Genomic DNA, 15,969 nt, shown 5'->3' with positions numbered 1-15,969 from the left:
TCAGCAGTGCGGTGGCCGAGTCCCCCGCGCGTCGTCCGGCCCGCCCCACGTCTGCTCGACCGGCTGCTCGGCGGCTCGCCGCGACCCCATGACGAAGCGACTCAGCGCCGCCGCCACCGCCCCGGCCACCACCCCGGTGAGCACCCCGGTGACGAGACTGGAGAACACCGCCGCCACCCGAAGGATCGCTTCCTGCGCCCGAGGGTCGACGGTGCCGAGTCTCGGCTCGGTCGCGCCGAACGCCTCGTCCCACAGCACCTGGTGACCAACCGCGAGAAGAACACCGTGGACCGCCCCGATCACCACCACCGTCAGGAACGGACGCGGCGGACGCCGCCACAGCACGACGGCCACCCAACAGATCAGGGGTACGACCGCGAGCAGCACGGCGGCTGGCCGCCCTCCCTCCACGACGCGCAGGTCGTGCAGGATCACCCGCGGTACGGCCAACGCGGCGAGCCCGACCAGGGCCGGCCACGAGAACCCGAGAGTACGCCGCGCGGCGCTCATCGCTCGCCCCGTACCGGTGCCGTCTCCCGGGCGAAACGCAGCAGGGCGGTGAACGCCAGCGCGGAGGTCACCGCGCCACCGGCGAGGCGTACCCAGTGGCCGGCGACGAACTCCTCGGCGACCTGGCGCAGATACTCCGGGGAGTGCGTGCCGACCGGGTCGACGAACATGATCTCGTTGCGCGGCCAGAAGAACACCACGGAGAACAGGAACTCGCAGGCGATGAAGACCACCGCGGCTGCCGCGACGTACCACCGCAGTCGCCGATTGCGCCAGGTGAGGGCGGTCGCGGCGAGGCTGGTCAGCACGACCGAGGCGCCCAGCGGTGGGAAGTAGTCGCTCGGGCCGCCGGCGACCAGGAACTCGCGGGCCCGGTCCAGCGAGGCGGGCGCGTCACCGAAGATGTTCGGGTAGAGCATCACGGTCTCGGCCGCGACCCCACCAAAGGACATCATCGCCGCCCAGACGAGCACGATGAGCACGATCCACGTCAGCTTGATACGGGACACAGCGGCACTTCTCCGTCATTTCCGGGCCCTGGTGGGCACGATCGGTGATGTCGCCCTCGACGCTAGGTCGCCGACTCGGCACCGTCTGCCGCGCAGCCGCGCGAGCTGGCATCGCTTCTCGACGTACCTGGCGGGGTGGGGGTGTTGCCTGCGGACGGCAGCGGCGCGGGTCCGCACCGACTTAGGCTCACGGACGTGCCGGCCACCTCACCCACCCGAACCGAGGCGCTGCTCGCTGTCGCCATCCTGAGCCTGGTGACGGCGGCGGTGGTGACCGAGGACGCGTCCGCCGCCCAGGCGGCGTTGGCCGGCGGATTCGGGGCCGGGTGGGCCACCCTGCTGCTGGTGGCCCGGCGTTGGACGGTTCCGGCGCTGCTGGCGACCGCAGCCGGCATCCTCGGCTACTACGCGCTGGAGCTGCCGCCGGTCGGCGTGGCCGCCCCGGCCGCCGCCATCCTCTACCTGGCCGCCCAGCGGGGTCGGGTGCAGCCGGCCGCCGCTGTCGGCGGGGGCCTGCTGGCCGTCTCGGTGGCCGCCCGGCTCATCGAGGGAGACGACATCTCCGTCGTGATCGGTGCTGGTCTCGGCTCCGAGGCGGCCCTGATGCTCGCCGTCATCGCTCTCGGTGACGCCGTGCGCAACCGGCGTTCGCTACGGGCCGCGTTGGCCCGGCAGGCCGCCTCGGCGGCCGAGGAACGCCGTCGGGAGGCCGCCCGGCAGGTCGAGGCCGAGCGGCTGCGCATCGCCCGGGAGGTGCACGACACGCTCGGACACACGATGTCGGTGGTCACCCTGCAGTCGGCGGTGGCCCGGGAGGCCCTTGCCGATGCCGAGCCCGGACAGGCCGAGGCCGCTCTGGCCGCGATCCACGCGGTGAGTGGCAGCGCCATGGCCGAGCTGCGGGCCACGCTGGGCACGCTGCGCCGCGAACCCGGACCGCGCGAGCCGGCCCCCGGTCTCACCCAGTTGGGCCCGCTCGTCGAGGGCGTGCGCAGTGGTGGGCTGGCGGTCGAGCTGCGTCTCGACGGTCCTGTCGACGCCCTGCCCACGGTGGTCGGCAGCACCGTCTACCGGATCGTGCAGGAGGCCCTGACCAATGTGCTGCGCCACGCCCACGCCACCCGCGCCACGGTGACGATCCGGGCCACCCCGGCCCGGCTGTCGGCGGAGGTCGTCGACGACGGCCGGGGATCTCCCGGCGCCGCCGGGGTGGAGACGGGTCAGGGGCTGCGCGGCATGTCGGAGCGGGTTGCCCTGCTCGGCGGAACCTTCGCCGCCGGCGAGACCGCCGAGGGCGGCTTCCGCGTCTCGGTCCACCTACCGCTGGCCGGGGTCCCCGCATGAGCGACGTACGCGTCGTCCTCGTCGATGACCAGCACCTGGTGCGCACCGGGCTCCGCGCGTTGCTGGAACGCGCCGCGGACATCACCGTGGTCGGCGAAGCCGGCGACGGCCGAGTGGGCCTGGCGGTCGTTCGCGAGCACCGGCCCGACGTGGTGCTGATGGACGTCCGGATGCCCGGCGGCGACGGTATCGAGGCAACCCGGCGCATCCTCACCGACCCGACGCTGGCCGACGTCCGGGTGGTCATGTTGACCACCTTCGACGACGACGAGTACCTCTTCGAGGCCATTCGCGCCGGCGCGGCCGGCTTCCTGCTCAAGGACACCCCGCCCGACGCCCTGCGGGACGCGGTCCGCGTGGTGGCCGGCGGGGACGCGCTGCTGTCACCGGCGGTGACCCGGCGGGTGATCGCCGCGGCGGCCCGCACCCCCGTCGCGGACCCGGCCCGGCTGACCGGGCTCACCGGGCGGGAACGCGACGTGCTGGCACAGGTCGGCACCGGCCGGTCGAATGTGGAGATCGGGGCGGCCCTGCACCTCAGCCCGGACACCGCCCGCACCTACGTGAGTCGCCTGCTGCACAAGCTGAACGCCCGTGACCGCGCCCAGCTCGTGGTCATCGCGTACGAGAGCGGGTTGGTCCGCCCCGGCGAGGGCTGACCCCGCGCATTGCGCGCGGGCGCGTCGCTCCGGTCACCGCAGACTCAGATCGGGGTAGCGCCAGTTCAGCCGGTACTGGGCGCGTAGTCGGGGCCGGGGCACCTCCCACTCGTACTCGACCAGACCGTCGCGCTCTCGGGAAGACGGAGTCACGTCGGTCGTCACATCGGTGGTGAAGGATGTCTCGCTGCCCCAGACCGCAGGATGGCTGGAGGAGGGGAACGAGAGCCTGATGTTCAGTCGCCGCGTGGGCAGCCGGATGTCGCGCTGGAGCCAGTCGCCGAACTTCCACTCCGGCACCCGGTAGGCGTAGTGGATCAACGTGCGCTGACCAGGATAGAGCGGGTAGGGAACCCCGTCGCTGCCGAACAGAAGAACGATCTTCAGGAAGGCGTTTCGGCTGCGGGTGACCTTCCACTTCATGGGTTCCGGCTGGTCGACGCCGATCGAGGCCCGGAAGTCGACCTCGTCGGTGCTGAGCGGATGGCGGGCGTGAAACGCCATGGATCGTTCGGGGTCGTCGGGGAACCGGTCGATGTCGATCTGCACCGTGTGCCGGGTGATCGGCTCGGTGCCGACGCTGTGCAGGTGCCGCCAGATCCGGCACTCGTACCAGCCGTCGACGAGGGCGAGGGAGGCCAACTCTTCCTCGATCACCAGGTGCGGGCCAGCCGGCGGCGCGATCGCGGTAGGAGCGGGAGCCAGGCTCAGACCACGCTGCCGTCTGGTGCCGGCGAAGACGACGTACCGCTGCCACACGCGGTTCCCGGTCTCCAACACCGCCTCGACACGGCGGGCGAACTCCTCTGTGGGCTGATGCCGCCCGCTCTCCATGTGGCTGACGTACGAGGGGTCGAACCCGATCCGGCCGGCGAGCGTCTTCTTGGACATCGCGCGGTAGCGGCGCCAGTACGCGAGCTCCCGGACGAACGCCGCAGCGGCCTCGTCCTGAGCGGAGGTGTCCATCGCCCGTCCCCCCATCGAGCTCAAGTCTGACCAACGCGGTGCGTCCGCGCCAGCACCGTGGACCGGGATCGCCCCCGGCGCACCGGCCGCGACCCGTTCGCCTTCCGCTGACGGGCGATCAACTGCTACACATTGCTCAGACGACAGACACGGTTCGTGACATCAAACCCGGGGAGAGTGCATGAGCACTGTGCTGCTCAAGGTTCCGGTCGCCGAGGGTAGCGATGAATACGTGGAGGTGGAGGTGGACCGCCGCGACCTCGCGGGGATCGAACTCGCCGCGGCGGACGACGGCCGGGGCCAGTGGGCGGCGACCACGTTGACCGCGTCGCTGGAGAGGGTGCTGCCCGCGTTGCGTACCGTCATCGGCCGGCTGCGGTCGGCGGCGGCGCCGGATGAGATCTCCGTCGAACTCGGCCTGGCCATCGGCGGAGAGACCGGTCTCATCTTCACCAAGGGAACCACCGAGGCGACGTTCACCGTGAACGTCACCTGGCGGCGGAGTGAGCCCCTGGCTGCTGCCACCTCAACTGCGTCGGGGGCACCGGCGCGGTGAACGCGCCCTCCTCCCGCAGCCGACGGTAACGGGGGACGTCGACAGGCTCCTCGCCCTCGGGCATGCGGTCAGCGTCGGTGTAGACCTTGCCGTTCAGGTGGTCGATCTCGTGAGCGACGCTGCGGGCGAGCCCTCCCGTGAGTACGACGTCTCGCAGGTCGCCCGCTGCGGTCCGATGGCGTACGCGAAGACCGTAGGGCCGTTGAACGATGCCGCGGACGTCGAAGAAGCTCAGGCATCCCTCATAGTCGCGGACCTCCTCGTCGGTCCGCTCCAGCACGCTCGGGTTGATCAGCTCGATGTAGTCCCGTGAACCTGGCACCTTGACGATCGCGATGGCGTAGGCCATGCCGAGCTGAGGGGCGGCGATCCCCATACTCACCTCGGGCTTGAACGAGTGGTACCGGTTGACCCATCCGGCGACGCGGCGCAGGTGCGCGAGCACCCGCCCGGCCAGTAGCCGGTCGCTCGGTGAGTCGAAGTTGATCTCCCGCGTCTTGACCGGCAGCTCCGACGCCCGTCGCCCGCGTGCCGCGCCCCGCAGCTGCCTGATGCCGAACTGCCGAAGGACGCTCGGCGCGTCGGCGCAGACACTGCTGTCCGGGATGCGCTTCCAGAAGAACCAGTCCAGCCGGATGCGACGCTCCTCGGCGAGGTCGTCCTCCTCTGCGGTTCGGTCCCAGGAGTAGATGGTGTGGTCATCCTCGACCCGTATCTGGACGTCCGGCAACGGTTCGAGGTCCGTCTCCGACGGCAGCGAGGTCACGCCCCAGCACTCCGGCTCCAACTCGGTCGGCAGGTGCGCCTCCACCGACAACCGGTCGGTGTTCGGCTTGATGTTGCGCTTGTACCACTGCCCCCAGATCTCGTCACTGACGCGGTACGTGTACTCGACGACAACCTGCTGCCCCGGGGTCAGCAGTTTCGACGCCGGAAAACAGAGGTCGAAGTTGATCTCCTCGTGCCGCACCTTTGTCGGCTTGGCATCCATCGGATGGGATTCACCGTCGAAAACGCACCAGGCCCGTAGGCCGATGTCACGAACAGGGTCGTCAACACTGAGTGGGTGCTGCGCGTGGTGGCGCAGATTACGAACGGCCTCGTCGTTGAGAAAGCGCTGCACTGACACTTTCATCTCGTACTTCGCGCGCGGGGCGGTGCCGCCGTGGTGCAGCACACGCCGTTGGCGCAGGGTGTATTGCGTGCCGTCGTAATGGACCTCGCCATGGTCGTGTATCAGCACCAGACCGGGTCGCGCGGTGGCGACCGCTGCCAACGCTCGCTCCAGCAAGGCGCCGTCGAGCACGAGCACCTCGGCCGAGTCGTCGGTGGTGATCGCCTGGAGCATGCCGAACACCGCGGAGGTGGCGGGATCCCAGACCGGCCCTCCGCTGAACCCGCGCTGAACCCGAAAGACCCGGTGCACCACCTCGTCGACCTGCAACCGGTGTCTGCCGACCGCGCCGAGCAACCGGCCCTGCACATGCCTGCCCAGGTCACGCCCCTGGCCGGGCCCCCACATCTGCACCGGCACGTTGTAACGGTCCTTCAGGTCCGCCCGGATGCGAAGCGGTTCCGCGCCACTGCCGGCAAGGCCCTCGCCGAGCCTGAGCACCGCGACGTCAGCCACGTCGAAGTCGTCACCGGTCGGCAACCACGCCACCACCTCGGCGCTGCGTTCGATCCAACTGTTCGACGCCCCCAGCAGAGCGAAATGCAGCGAGACGCGGCTGTTCTTCGGAACTCTTTCCACCTGTCGGGCGGGACGGCCCAGCGCCACATTCACCACGTGCGCGCAGGTCAGCATCAACCGCTCCCCGACCAGGAAGGCAAGTCCGACGGGGTCGGCCTTCGCCCGGTCGAGAACGAAGGCGATCGCTTGCTCGACCCGGTACATCAGCACATCCTCCGTCGGGAAAGCGGTTCGCCGATCGTATCGGCCAGCATCCTGGCCCAGCCAGGATGGCGCGTTGATTCGTGGCCTACCGAGGAGCAGCATGACCGGCATGGATGAGTGGGCAGTGCTGTTCGACCTCGACGGCACCCTGGTCGATACCGCGCCAATCTGGCGGTCCGCTTTCGTAGCCCTGATCAACGGGCGACAGCCCGTTCCGGCCGGGGCGACTGACGGCCTGCTCGGCCTCACCGCGCTGGAGGCCATCACGACGATCCACCGCCGGATCGGCTGGTCCGAGTGGGACCCGGCGGCAGATGTGGCGGAGGTCGAGGCGGCGGTGCGGCAGCTCTACCGTGACCGGGCGACGAGCTGGCAGGCCGACGGCGTACGCCTGATCACGGCGCTGCGGGCGGACGGTGTGCCCGTCGGGCTCGTCACGTCGAGCAGCCGGTACATCCTCGACGCTCTGCTTGGTCATCCCGGTGCTCCCCGCTTCGACGTGGTGGTCTGCGGCGACGACGTGAAGCGGACGAAGCCCGCCCCCGACCCGTACCTGTTGGCGGCACGGCGGCTGGGTCTGCCGCCCGGCCGTTGCGCCGTCGTCGAGGACTCCCCCACGGGTGTTGCCAGCGCGGTCGCCGCCGGATGCCCGGTGGTGCTGGTCGGTGACCAGGGGCAGCTCGGGGCGGTCCAGGTGCCGAGCCTCGGTCAGCTCACCGTGTCCGCGCTGCGTCAGGTGGTGTCTCCCGCGACCCACGGTGCATCGGGCGATACCCACACGACACCGGGACCAGCGCGCCACCGGCACGGCTGACCCCAGCGTCGTCGACCTTCGTGGTCACCGCGCCGACGTCGTCGGCGTCACTCCGGGCCGAGCGGTGGCAGCGGCGGGAGGCTGCTGGGCATGCTCGTCTGCCCCGAGATGCCGCCGTTGTGACGGCGTAGGTATTCCCGAAGGGTATGGATCATGCCCTCGGTGGTCGAGCCCGAGACACCCTCGATGTGGAGCTGGTCGGTGGCGGAGATACCCATCACCAGCTCGATGGCGGGTCGTCCGGCGACCATGAGCCGCAGCGTCTGCCTGCCGGTCACGTGCACGATGCTCCCGGTGGCGGTGGCGATCGGGATCGCCGTCGGGTTCTGCGGCATCGGCTGGCCGGGGGGCGGCGCCTGGTTCGCCGGCGGGAGGAAGAAGTTCACCCGGTCACTGGCGGTCTCCAGGCCGTCCACACTCTGCAGGTGGTATTCCTTCGTCGCGTCGCTGACCGTCGCGCCGGTCCGCATGTCGAGGATGGACTCGTAGGTCAGGAGCCGATAGTTCGACAGGTAGACCACCAGGATCTTGTAGAGCGAGGCGCGCAGGACGCCGTCAGCACCACGAGCGATCTGGTACGGGATCTCCGGCGGCAGACCGTGGAAGACCAGGAGGTTCTCGCCCCACTTGAGGGTGACTTCGCCCGGGTGCCGGTTCAACCGCCGACGACCGGCGTCCGCCGCGTAGTTCTCACCCTCCTGCAGCCAGCCGTCCATCTGGCTGTCGGTGGCGCGGGGATAGGCCGCGGCGACCGCCGAGTTGTAGGCCGAGTACGTCCCGGCGAGCTTGATCCCACCGAAGACGACGGCGGCACCACCGCCGAGGATGCCCAGGCAGCCAAGACATGCCAGACCAGCCAGGCCGCTGTCGGCGGAGGCACCGACGAGCGACAACAGGCCGACGACCAGGAGCAGGCCGCCGCCGCCGAGCGCGATCAGGGCCCCGACGTACGAGGGCTTCTGCGGCACCAGATTGAAGTACTTGTGTACCAACTCTTGCCGGGTGGGGTTCTGCGTCGTGTGGTTCTGTGTCATGCCACTCATCCCATGGATCGCCGATAGAGGTTGCGCCAGGTCAGACACTCCGTCGCCGGGACGTGGCTGACGATTTCGATCGCGTGGCCGGTCGACACGTGGCTTGTGGCCGGGTCGTAGTGGCCGTCGCGACCTGACACCGGCAGGCTGCGCAGGCCGTAGTAGTCCTCACGGACCAGCGCCAGGAGCGCCTTCGCGTGTGCCGAGCCCGGGTCGAGGCGGCACGCCTCGCCCAGCAGCCGCTCGATGCCGTCGATGACCTCGCCGGAGTGGTTCGCCGGGCGGACACCTTGGAGCAGCACGAGTGCCCAGTAGTAGTACAGATCCGAGCTGCGGCGGTGCCTGCTGTGCAGATCGGGGAGGCGGTCGAGAGCCGCGGTGTAGCGCCGGGCGTCGAGGGACCGCAGCACGGCGACGTGGTCGGGGTCTCCGGCGAGCGGGTCGGCGAGCACAGCGGCGAGCCACGGCGCGCTCCCGACGATGGTGTCGTTGGGAATGATCCAGGCGGATCGCTCCGCGAGCGACCTGTCCGCGCTGACGACCATGCCGACGACGAGTCCCGTGGCAGCGTCCGTGGCGGCACCGCCACTGAACCCGGGCTCGACCCATGCCGTGTGGCCGTGGACGGCGTCGATCTGGAGCCATTCGCCGGTGCGACTCGGGCCTGAGACGCGCGCCTGACTGCGGCGGCCTTCCTGGCCGCGGTCCGGAAGCCCGAAGAGGTCGAGGATCGTTCCCGGAGCGGGTCGGGTTGCCGGCCCCATCGGCGCGACGGCGTCCGCCGGATGACCAGTGATGTCGATCGTGGCAACGTCCGGAACCGGGTTGACGCCGCTGTCAAAGGCACTGGGCACGTCCACCGCACGGATGCCGGGCAGCGAGGCGACCCGGCACTGCCGTTGGCCGGGTGCGATGAGGTGGGCGCAGGTGAGCGCGCGGGTGGGTGTGACGGCGAAGCCGCACCCCGTGCTGGCGCCGGTCACCTCCAAGCGCCACGCCTCATCCACACCGGTCATGGCGTGCGGGTGTCCGTGGAGTCGTCGCGGCGCCAGAGCAGCTCAACCGAGATGTTGCCCTCCACCGCGGAACGGGCGATCACCGCGCCCACCTCGGTCGTCAACTTCACCCCGAATCCGATCTTGATCTCGTCGGGGCTGGACGCTCTGCGCAGGTCGGCGAGGACGGCTTCGGCCGCATCGCGGATATGGGTCAGATTCACCTCGAAGAATTCCCGCGCCTCCCGGACGCCATTCACCCGCCTGCCGGCGGGAGTCGAGCCCCGGCGCTCCTCCTCCACCTCGACAATGACCGAGGTGCCGTCACGGACAACAAATCTGACAAGTTCGGTTTCCGGCATCGTTCCCCCCAGGATTGGGCTCGACCATACCAAGATGGACAGTCGGCAAAGACACCCGAACGTTCACCGTCAATCAACGCACGGTCGTCGCGTCCGAGCCGAGTTACCACATCGGACGGATGGGTGGTAGGAGCTTCATCCGACGCTTCGGGCATGACGTACGCCGATCGACGATGGTGGCCTGGACGGCCCTTGTGGACGACGAAGCCCAGCTCGGCCCGGGTGTCTCCGGCGTCTGTCCTCAGTGACCGGCCGAGGCGCCCGATGGGAAGATGAGACCTTCCGCCAGGCCGGCATCGCGCTGCTCCGGTACGCCAATCAATACGTCGGCCAACCGATTTCCGCTCAGCTCGCCGGGGCCGATGTTCGTGTGTCTTGTTTACGACAGAGGCATTCCGTCGTGCGAGAAGAACGCGACGATGTCGCGGCCGTTGTTGACACCGTCCGGGAAGAGCGGAAATAGATACTCCACCTGTCGCGGTGGCAGGACAGGGAGCCCGGTATGACCAAGGACCAGTTCCGGAAGGCGCGGGCTCTCGCGCCCCGGAAGGCGCACGAGTGCTGGAGTTTTGTTCCAGCGTCACGCCGGCTCGATGGACGAAGCTGAGCTAGCCGGCCGCCACGACGATGTCGCCGACCTCGGTCGCTGGTGAGATCCCCGAGGTCCGGACCGACACGTGCCAGACCCCGCCCGGCAACACCGGGGCGGCGTGGTAACCGTCCCCGGCCAGCCGCAGTGCCGTCGGCGGACCGAGTGGCCGGCCGTGCAGGTCTTCGATGTGCAGCCGCAACGGCAGGTCCTCGACATCGGCGGTGACATGGATGGGGCAGGGCACGCCCGGCCGCACCACCTCGGGGAGTGTCAGGCTCAGCTCCGGTTCGGGGCCGAGCGCGGCGCCGAGGTCTATCCCGTTGACGGCATCGACGAGATGATCCAGCACGCGAGGGTCGCTCTGCAAGCCGGAGTGCCGCACCGGCCAGTACGTCGCCTTGTCAGTCGAATCATGCCCGGCCGGCAGGCAGGAGAACGGGGCGACGGTGCCATCCCCGGCCAACGCCGACACATCGAGGTCGGGGAGGTCCGGGTGGTAGGTGACGCCGGTCGCGTCGAAGGTAAGACTCAGATCCGTCGGCTGCCGGCGCCCGCCGAAGTGAATCATCGTCGGCCCGCCGCTCGCCGGTCCCTCGCCCTGCCACGGGCGGGGCCGCCACCTCACTCTGCCGGTCAGTGTCGGGACATCCACCTGGTCCAGGCGCTTCCGTCCGTCGTCGCCACGCACACAGCGGTACGTCGGCAACAGGTCGGCGACCGACGGAAAGCTCGACGCCAGCTCGGCGAGAGTGTCGTTGAGTCGCGGCACAGCGGGCGCGAGGTGGCCCGTGAAGGCGCGTACCGCCTTGACCGAACCGCTGAACGGGGTGCCGATGGTGATCACCCGACGAGTGATCTCTCGGCCCACCCCGGCGGCGAAGGTGGCGGCGATGAGGCCACCCATCGAGTGGCAGACGAGAGTCACCTTGGCCTCGTGTTCTCCCGGCTCGGAGCGCCACCGTTCCAGCTCACGCTGCACCCGCACCGCGAGCTTGGCAGCGTTGTGGGCAACAGACAGGCGCCAGTCGTACGCGAAGGCGACCACACGCTGCGGCGCGGGCAGGCGGGACAGGCGACGCAGCAGCCGGTGGTAGCCGGCGCCGGCCCACAACCCTGGCAGGACGTGCCACCCCTGCACCAGGCCACAGGGTTCCAGCCGGTGCGGGCCCTCAGGCTCACCGTCGCCTATGCCCTCCGGCAACCGCAGCAGGTGCAGCATCTCGCGGTGGTGCGTGAGACCGGCCCACACACTCGGGGCCGACCTGTTCCACACCTCTCGCTGATCGTCGCGTAACACGCTGCCCATCAGCCCGGGCACGACGACCACGAGGTCATGTCCCATCGACCGATTATGCCGACCTGTCGCCTTTCGCGCGATGCACGCCCCCACCGCACTCAACTATTCTGGCCGCCTGTCCCACCATCATCTGTCGAGGACGGCGCATGTCCGCGAAGGAAGTCGCTGCGACGGGGAACGGATGCATCGCCTCGGTCGTCATCGACGAGTTCGATCATGTGGCTCCGCTGCGGATTCTGCGCCCCGCCGTCGCGGCGGTGGTCGCCGAGTTCGGCAGATTCGGTCTGACCGTCGACCCGTTCGACCTGGCCCGTGATGGTTCCGAGCCGGCGATCCGGCGAGCGTTGGGCGAATGGATACCCAGTTCGGACGAGCTTGTGGTGCTGTACTGGGCGGGTCATGGCAGCACGCACGGCGACCATCTCTACCTCTGGTCGCGGGAAACGCCGATGCGTCCGCGCGACGACAACGCGGTGGCCGGCCGGACGCTGGGACAGTTGCTCGCCGCGAAGAAGGTGAAACAGATCCTCCTGCTCATCGACGCGTGCAGCGCGGCCGGTGGCGTGCAGGACATCGCCGCGGCGTTCCGTGCGGAACTCCAGCGGTACACCTTCGCGGACCCGCGCAGCAAGCCCAGCCTGGCGGTGATCGGATCAGCCGATCACGACCAGCCGGCCAGAGAGGCGGCATTCACCACCGCGCTCGCCCTGGTGCTCCGCGACGACACCTGGTGGACTGAGAACGACCGGTACGTCTACACGATGGACATCGTCGACGCGGTCACCGCCCGGTTCGACGAGTTGGGCCTGAGCCAGGCGCCGCAGCACGACATGGTGGGATCAGTGCGGTTGCCGAACCCGCACTACAACGCCGTGTCCCTGGACGGCAGTGTGCCGACCAAACAGTGGCGGCGGAGAGCGCTGTCGAGCCGTGCCGCCCAGCACTTCGTCCTCAAGTACCGGGGAATCGACCTGCCCGCCGACGATGGCTGGCACTTCGCCGGCCGACGCGATCCCCTGCTGGCGATCGTCGGCTGGCTGCGGACCAGGCCGAACGGGATGCTCGTGGTGACGGGCTCGCCCGGCTCGGGCAAGTCTGCACTCCTGGGCCGGTTGGCGGTGCTGTCGGACCCGTACTGGCGGGGTGTGGCCGTCAGGGCCAAGGCGTTTGATCCGGAGTGCCAGGATGACACCGACCCGGGTGTCGGTGCCATAGACGTCGGCCTGCACGCCAAGAACAAGACCCTGCTCGACTGCCTTCAGGACCTGGCCGACGCCCTGGACCTCCCGAGTCCGATCGGAGGCTGGAGTTTCCCCGGCCGACTCGTCGCCGCGGTCGGCCGGCTCCGGACCCCGCTGACGATCATGCTTGACGCGCTCGATGAGGCCCAGGCCGTCGACCAGTGGCTGATCGTCACCGACCTGCTACGGCCGCTGTCCGAGCTGCCGTTCGTGAAAGTCATGGTCGGCACGCGGCCGCACCGGGCGAATCGGGACGAGGCCGAGGAGCGGGAAGCGCTTCAGGCGCGAGGGCTCGTTGAGGTCCTCGCACCGGAGACCGTCGTTCAGCTCGACGACGATCCCGGGGCCGTCGACGCCGTTGCCGAGTACGTGCGACGACGGCTGCTGCTTGAGCCCGGTTCCGCCTACCGGCAGGACACGCCCGCCGCCGGCATCGCGGCTCAGACGATCGCCGAACACAGCGGCGGTGTCTTCCTTTTCGGACGTCTGATCAGCAGTGCGGTGGCGCACAGCGGCCGGATCGTCGATTTCACGAGTGCCGGCGGGAAGCAGCTGCTCACCGGTGGCGTGGGCGAGGCCTTCGCCGCCGACCTGCAGCGTTACGGTGACGATGCCAGGAGGGTGCGGGAGTTACTGCTTCCGCTCGCGTGGGCGCAGGGTCACGGTCTGCCGCGGCGGCAGATCTGGCTGACCTTGGCCAACGCGCTCCGCGACCGGAGCCGAGGGGCGGACTATCGGGCGGCCGACATTTCCTGGATTCTCGCTCATGCGGGCGCCCACATCATCGAGTCCGGCGAGGACGAACAGACCGTCTACCGGCTGTACCACCAGTCGTACAACGACCACCTGCGGAGCCATGCCGACGTCACGGCCGTGCAGAGCACGATCACGTCGTCTCTCGTCGCGCTCGTGCACGCTGGCGGACGCCGCTGGGACGAGGCGAGCCCCTACCTGCGTCGTCACCTCGCGGCCCATGCCGCTGCCGCCGGACGACTCGGCGAGTTGGTCGCCGACCCGCACTTTCTCTACCACGCCGAGCCGCTGCGCCTGCTGCAGGTGCTGGGCACCGTCGACTTCACCGACCATGTGCTGTGCCGGCTGTACTGGCGGGCGGCCGACGAGATGGCCAACGCCTCCCCGGTCCAGCGGGCCGCGCTCCTGCAGGCCGTCGCCCTGCGTGACGAGCCAACCGCCGTGTCGCTCCTGGACTCACCCGCGGGGCTGCCCTGGAAGGGACTGTGGAGCAAGGGACCGAGTGCGCACTTTCACCGCCGGCTGCCGGGCCACCGAGGCCGGGTGCAGGCCATCGCCTTCGGGGAGGCCGACGGCCGGCAGATTGTGGCTACCGGTGGCACTGACGCGACCATCCGCATCGCCGAGTCGGCCACCGGGCAGTACCTGAGGACGCTCCCCGGCCACAGCCGAGGCGTGGAACAACTGGCCTTCGGATCCATCGCCGGGCAGGCGGTGCTGGCCTCCGGAAGCGCTGACGGCACGGTACGACTCTGGAACCCGGCGACCGGGGAACGCCTCCACACGATCAGCGTGAACTCCGCTGGCGTCAGCAGCCTGGCGTTCTGCACACTTCAGGGTCAGACCCGGCTGATCACCGGTGGTGCCGAGGGTCGCCTGTGGATCTGGGATCCCGCCTCGTCCACCCGGATCAGAGAGTTGCCGGGACACACGGGTGGGGTCCGCGGTCTGGCCGTGCTGGACCTGACCGACGGCCCGATCCTGGCCTCAGCCGGCGGTAGTGACCTGACCGTGCGGCTGTGGGATCTGGCGACCGGGGCGTGCACCCGGGTGATCAAGGGGCACCGAGACTGGGTGAACTCGGTGGTGCTCGGCAGGCACGGACACACAGTCGTGGTCGCGAGCGGTGACAGCAAGGGGGTTGTTCAGCTGTTCGACGTCAGCAGTGGGCAGCTTCGATGGCGGCAACAGATCCGCGGCTGGATCCACGATCTGACGTTCGTCAAGGTGCGCGGCGTCAACCGGCTCGCACTGGCGCGCGAGGGCCTCACGATCCCCCTTTTCGACCCCCAAGACGGCACCAGTTCCGGTGCTCTGATCGGCCACTACTCCGACACGACCGTCCTGGCCACCGCCCAGGTCGCCGGCCGATCGGTGCTCGCGAGCGGTGGGCGCACCGGTTTCACCAGGCTGTGGGACTGCGATTGGTTGACCGATGCCATGACGGCTACCCACGCCGAGACGGCTGGGGTGGTGATCCGCGCGCTCCCGCCCAACGGTGGTCGATCGCTGATCGTGTGGCAGGACGGCACCGGCGTAACCACCGTCGGCGAGGTGGCCACCGGTGAACCGCTGGCCACGATCCCGGCGGGCCCCTTCGACGCGGTCACCGTACGTTCTGACCGCCGACGTAGCCTCCTCGGCCTGGTCGAAAGTGGGCACGTCCACGTGGTGGACGTCGACGGCCGGCGACCCGCCATCAGCTTTCCCCTGCCCCGAATGACCGTCGCGAACCTGGCGCTCGACGAGTTCGGCGACGAGCTGGTCATGGCCGCCGGATCACCGACCGAGCCGGTCGTGGAAGTGTGGACGGGCAAGCCCAACTCCCGGACGTTCCGGCCGTCGGTCACGCTGCTGCCGATAAGTCAGACGCAGCCCAGGTACGGGCCGGCGGGTGCCCGGCTGACGCAGCTCATCCGAGTGGGCCAGCGAACGGTGGTCGTCGCGGCCAGCACGGAAGGGATCCTGCACTTCTGGGACGGCAGGAGCGGTGAAGTGCTCAAGCTGCACAGCCCCGCTTCCGACTACCACGACTTTCGACGCGTTGGCGCGGTAGCGACATACGAGACACCCAGGGGGGCGAGGCTTGTCACGGCGTTCGAGTTGATCGAAATCGAGGCGACCCAGACCGGCCTGGAGATCAGACACGTCAGGGCTCTTCCGTACGACGCCGGCTATCCCACCGCCGTCAATCTCGCCGAGGTGGCGGGTGAAATTCTCATCGTGATCGGCAACGACGCGGGCTGGGTCGGGGTCTGGCACTGGGAGTCCAAGCAGCTGTTGTGGCGGGTGTGGCAGGGCTACAAGCCGTCACATGTCGCGCTCTTCCCCGAGCCGACTGGCCGCTTGCGCCTGCTGGCGTCGGGGTCGGGACGGATCACGACGTACGACCTGAACTACCTGGCTGACGACCGGCCGGGCGCCTAGCGGGAATCCCCGG

Annotated in this window: 13 protein-coding genes; 5 read left to right on the top strand and 8 right to left on the bottom strand. The window is 69.5% G+C overall.

Annotation, left to right across the window (positions count from 1 at the left end; all coding sequences use genetic code 11):
• Window positions 1–510, bottom strand: a complete 510-nt coding sequence (locus AB0C03_RS17955) for a hypothetical protein (protein WP_247681054.1) — start codon at window positions 508–510, stop codon at window positions 1–3.
• Window positions 507–1,019, bottom strand: a complete 513-nt coding sequence (locus AB0C03_RS17950) for a DUF1772 domain-containing protein (protein ID WP_036410727.1) — start codon at window positions 1,017–1,019, stop codon at window positions 507–509. Before AB0C03_RS17950 ends, AB0C03_RS17955 begins: the two co-directional genes overlap by 4 nt.
• Before the next feature lie 195 nt (window positions 1,020–1,214).
• Between AB0C03_RS17950 and AB0C03_RS17945 the strand changes: the two genes are divergently transcribed.
• A complete protein-coding gene (locus AB0C03_RS17945) occupies window positions 1,215–2,363 on the top strand; it encodes a sensor histidine kinase (RefSeq protein ID WP_210866576.1) in 1,149 nt (382 codons plus the stop codon).
• Window positions 2,360–3,022, top strand: a complete 663-nt coding sequence (locus AB0C03_RS17940; protein ID WP_210866577.1) for a response regulator transcription factor — start codon at window positions 2,360–2,362, stop codon at window positions 3,020–3,022. Before AB0C03_RS17945 ends, AB0C03_RS17940 begins: the two co-directional genes overlap by 4 nt.
• Window positions 3,023–3,055: 33 nt before the next feature.
• Here the strand turns inward: AB0C03_RS17940 and AB0C03_RS17935 are convergent, their stop codons facing one another.
• The gene (locus tag AB0C03_RS17935; RefSeq protein ID WP_210858259.1) at window positions 3,056–3,988 is read right to left on the bottom strand and encodes a helix-turn-helix domain-containing protein; all 933 of its coding nucleotides are present in this window, start codon (window positions 3,986–3,988) and stop codon (window positions 3,056–3,058) included.
• 181 nt (window positions 3,989–4,169) lie between these two features.
• Here AB0C03_RS17935 and AB0C03_RS17930 point away from each other — a divergent pair, with 181 nt between their 5' ends.
• Window positions 4,170–4,544, top strand: a complete 375-nt coding sequence (locus AB0C03_RS17930; protein ID WP_051708143.1) for a CU044_2847 family protein — start codon at window positions 4,170–4,172, stop codon at window positions 4,542–4,544.
• Here AB0C03_RS17930 and AB0C03_RS17925 read toward each other — a convergent pair.
• Window positions 4,477–6,441, bottom strand: coding sequence for a peptide deformylase (locus AB0C03_RS17925; protein WP_210866578.1), 1,965 nt, complete (start codon window positions 6,439–6,441; stop codon window positions 4,477–4,479). The genes AB0C03_RS17930 and AB0C03_RS17925 overlap by 68 nt on opposite strands.
• Before the next feature lie 100 nt (window positions 6,442–6,541).
• On the opposite strand from AB0C03_RS17925, the gene AB0C03_RS17920 reads away from it, so the two are divergent.
• Window positions 6,542–7,255, top strand: coding sequence for an HAD family hydrolase (locus tag AB0C03_RS17920; RefSeq protein ID WP_357637862.1), 714 nt, complete (start codon window positions 6,542–6,544; stop codon window positions 7,253–7,255).
• A 47-nt stretch (window positions 7,256–7,302) separates the two neighbouring features.
• Here the strand turns inward: AB0C03_RS17920 and AB0C03_RS17915 are convergent, their stop codons facing one another.
• From AB0C03_RS17915 to AB0C03_RS17900, 4 genes are all read right to left on the bottom strand, one after another.
• Window positions 7,303–8,289: a hypothetical protein gene (locus AB0C03_RS17915; protein WP_030328324.1), complete on the bottom strand. Its 987-nt coding sequence runs from the start codon at window positions 8,287–8,289 to the stop codon at window positions 7,303–7,305.
• A 5-nt stretch (window positions 8,290–8,294) separates the two neighbouring features.
• Window positions 8,295–9,305 (bottom strand): S1 family peptidase, encoded by a 1,011-nt coding sequence (locus tag AB0C03_RS17910; protein ID WP_030328326.1) that lies wholly within the window; start codon window positions 9,303–9,305, stop codon window positions 8,295–8,297.
• A complete protein-coding gene (locus tag AB0C03_RS17905; protein ID WP_030328328.1) occupies window positions 9,302–9,646 on the bottom strand; it encodes a CU044_2847 family protein in 345 nt (114 codons plus the stop codon). The genes AB0C03_RS17910 and AB0C03_RS17905 overlap by 4 nt, the downstream gene beginning before the upstream one ends.
• Before the next feature lie 608 nt (window positions 9,647–10,254).
• Complete coding sequence (locus tag AB0C03_RS17900; protein ID WP_081883677.1) at window positions 10,255–11,580, bottom strand: lipase/acyltransferase domain-containing protein; 1,326 nt, start codon at window positions 11,578–11,580, stop codon at window positions 10,255–10,257.
• Window positions 11,581–11,681: 101 nt separating this feature from the next.
• Here AB0C03_RS17900 and AB0C03_RS17895 point away from each other — a divergent pair, with 101 nt between their 5' ends.
• Entirely contained in the window at window positions 11,682–15,956 is a 4,275-nt protein-coding gene (locus AB0C03_RS17895; protein WP_357637855.1) for a WD40 repeat domain-containing protein, read from the top strand.
• Window positions 15,957–15,969: the final 13 nt, after the last annotated feature.

Source organism: Micromonospora parva, assembly GCF_040649675.1.
GTDB lineage: Bacteria > Actinomycetota > Actinomycetes > Mycobacteriales > Micromonosporaceae > Micromonospora > Micromonospora parva.
The sequence above is the reverse complement of the archived record's forward strand: the minus strand, read 5'-3'. Positions and strand labels throughout refer to the sequence as shown.

Coding starts and splice junctions, on each gene's coding strand:
- AB0C03_RS17940 (WP_210866577.1), top strand. CDS start 2,360: ATGAGCGACGTACGCGTCGTCCTCGTCGATGACCAGCACCTGGTGCGC.
- AB0C03_RS17920 (WP_357637862.1), top strand. CDS start 6,542: ATGACCGGCATGGATGAGTGGGCAGTGCTGTTCGACCTCGACGGCACC.
- AB0C03_RS17915 (WP_030328324.1), bottom strand. CDS start 8,289: ATGACACAGAACCACACGACGCAGAACCCCACCCGGCAAGAGTTGGTA.
- AB0C03_RS17905 (WP_030328328.1), bottom strand. CDS start 9,646: ATGCCGGAAACCGAACTTGTCAGATTTGTTGTCCGTGACGGCACCTCG.
- AB0C03_RS17900 (WP_081883677.1), bottom strand. CDS start 11,580: ATGGGACATGACCTCGTGGTCGTCGTGCCCGGGCTGATGGGCAGCGTG.
- AB0C03_RS17895 (WP_357637855.1), top strand. CDS start 11,682: ATGTCCGCGAAGGAAGTCGCTGCGACGGGGAACGGATGCATCGCCTCG.
- AB0C03_RS17930 (WP_051708143.1), top strand. CDS start 4,170: ATGAGCACTGTGCTGCTCAAGGTTCCGGTCGCCGAGGGTAGCGATGAA.
- AB0C03_RS17925 (WP_210866578.1), bottom strand. CDS start 6,441: ATGTACCGGGTCGAGCAAGCGATCGCCTTCGTTCTCGACCGGGCGAAG.
- AB0C03_RS17910 (WP_030328326.1), bottom strand. CDS start 9,305: ATGACCGGTGTGGATGAGGCGTGGCGCTTGGAGGTGACCGGCGCCAGC.
- AB0C03_RS17935 (WP_210858259.1), bottom strand. CDS start 3,988: ATGGACACCTCCGCTCAGGACGAGGCCGCTGCGGCGTTCGTCCGGGAG.
- AB0C03_RS17955 (WP_247681054.1), bottom strand. CDS start 510: ATGAGCGCCGCGCGGCGTACTCTCGGGTTCTCGTGGCCGGCCCTGGTC.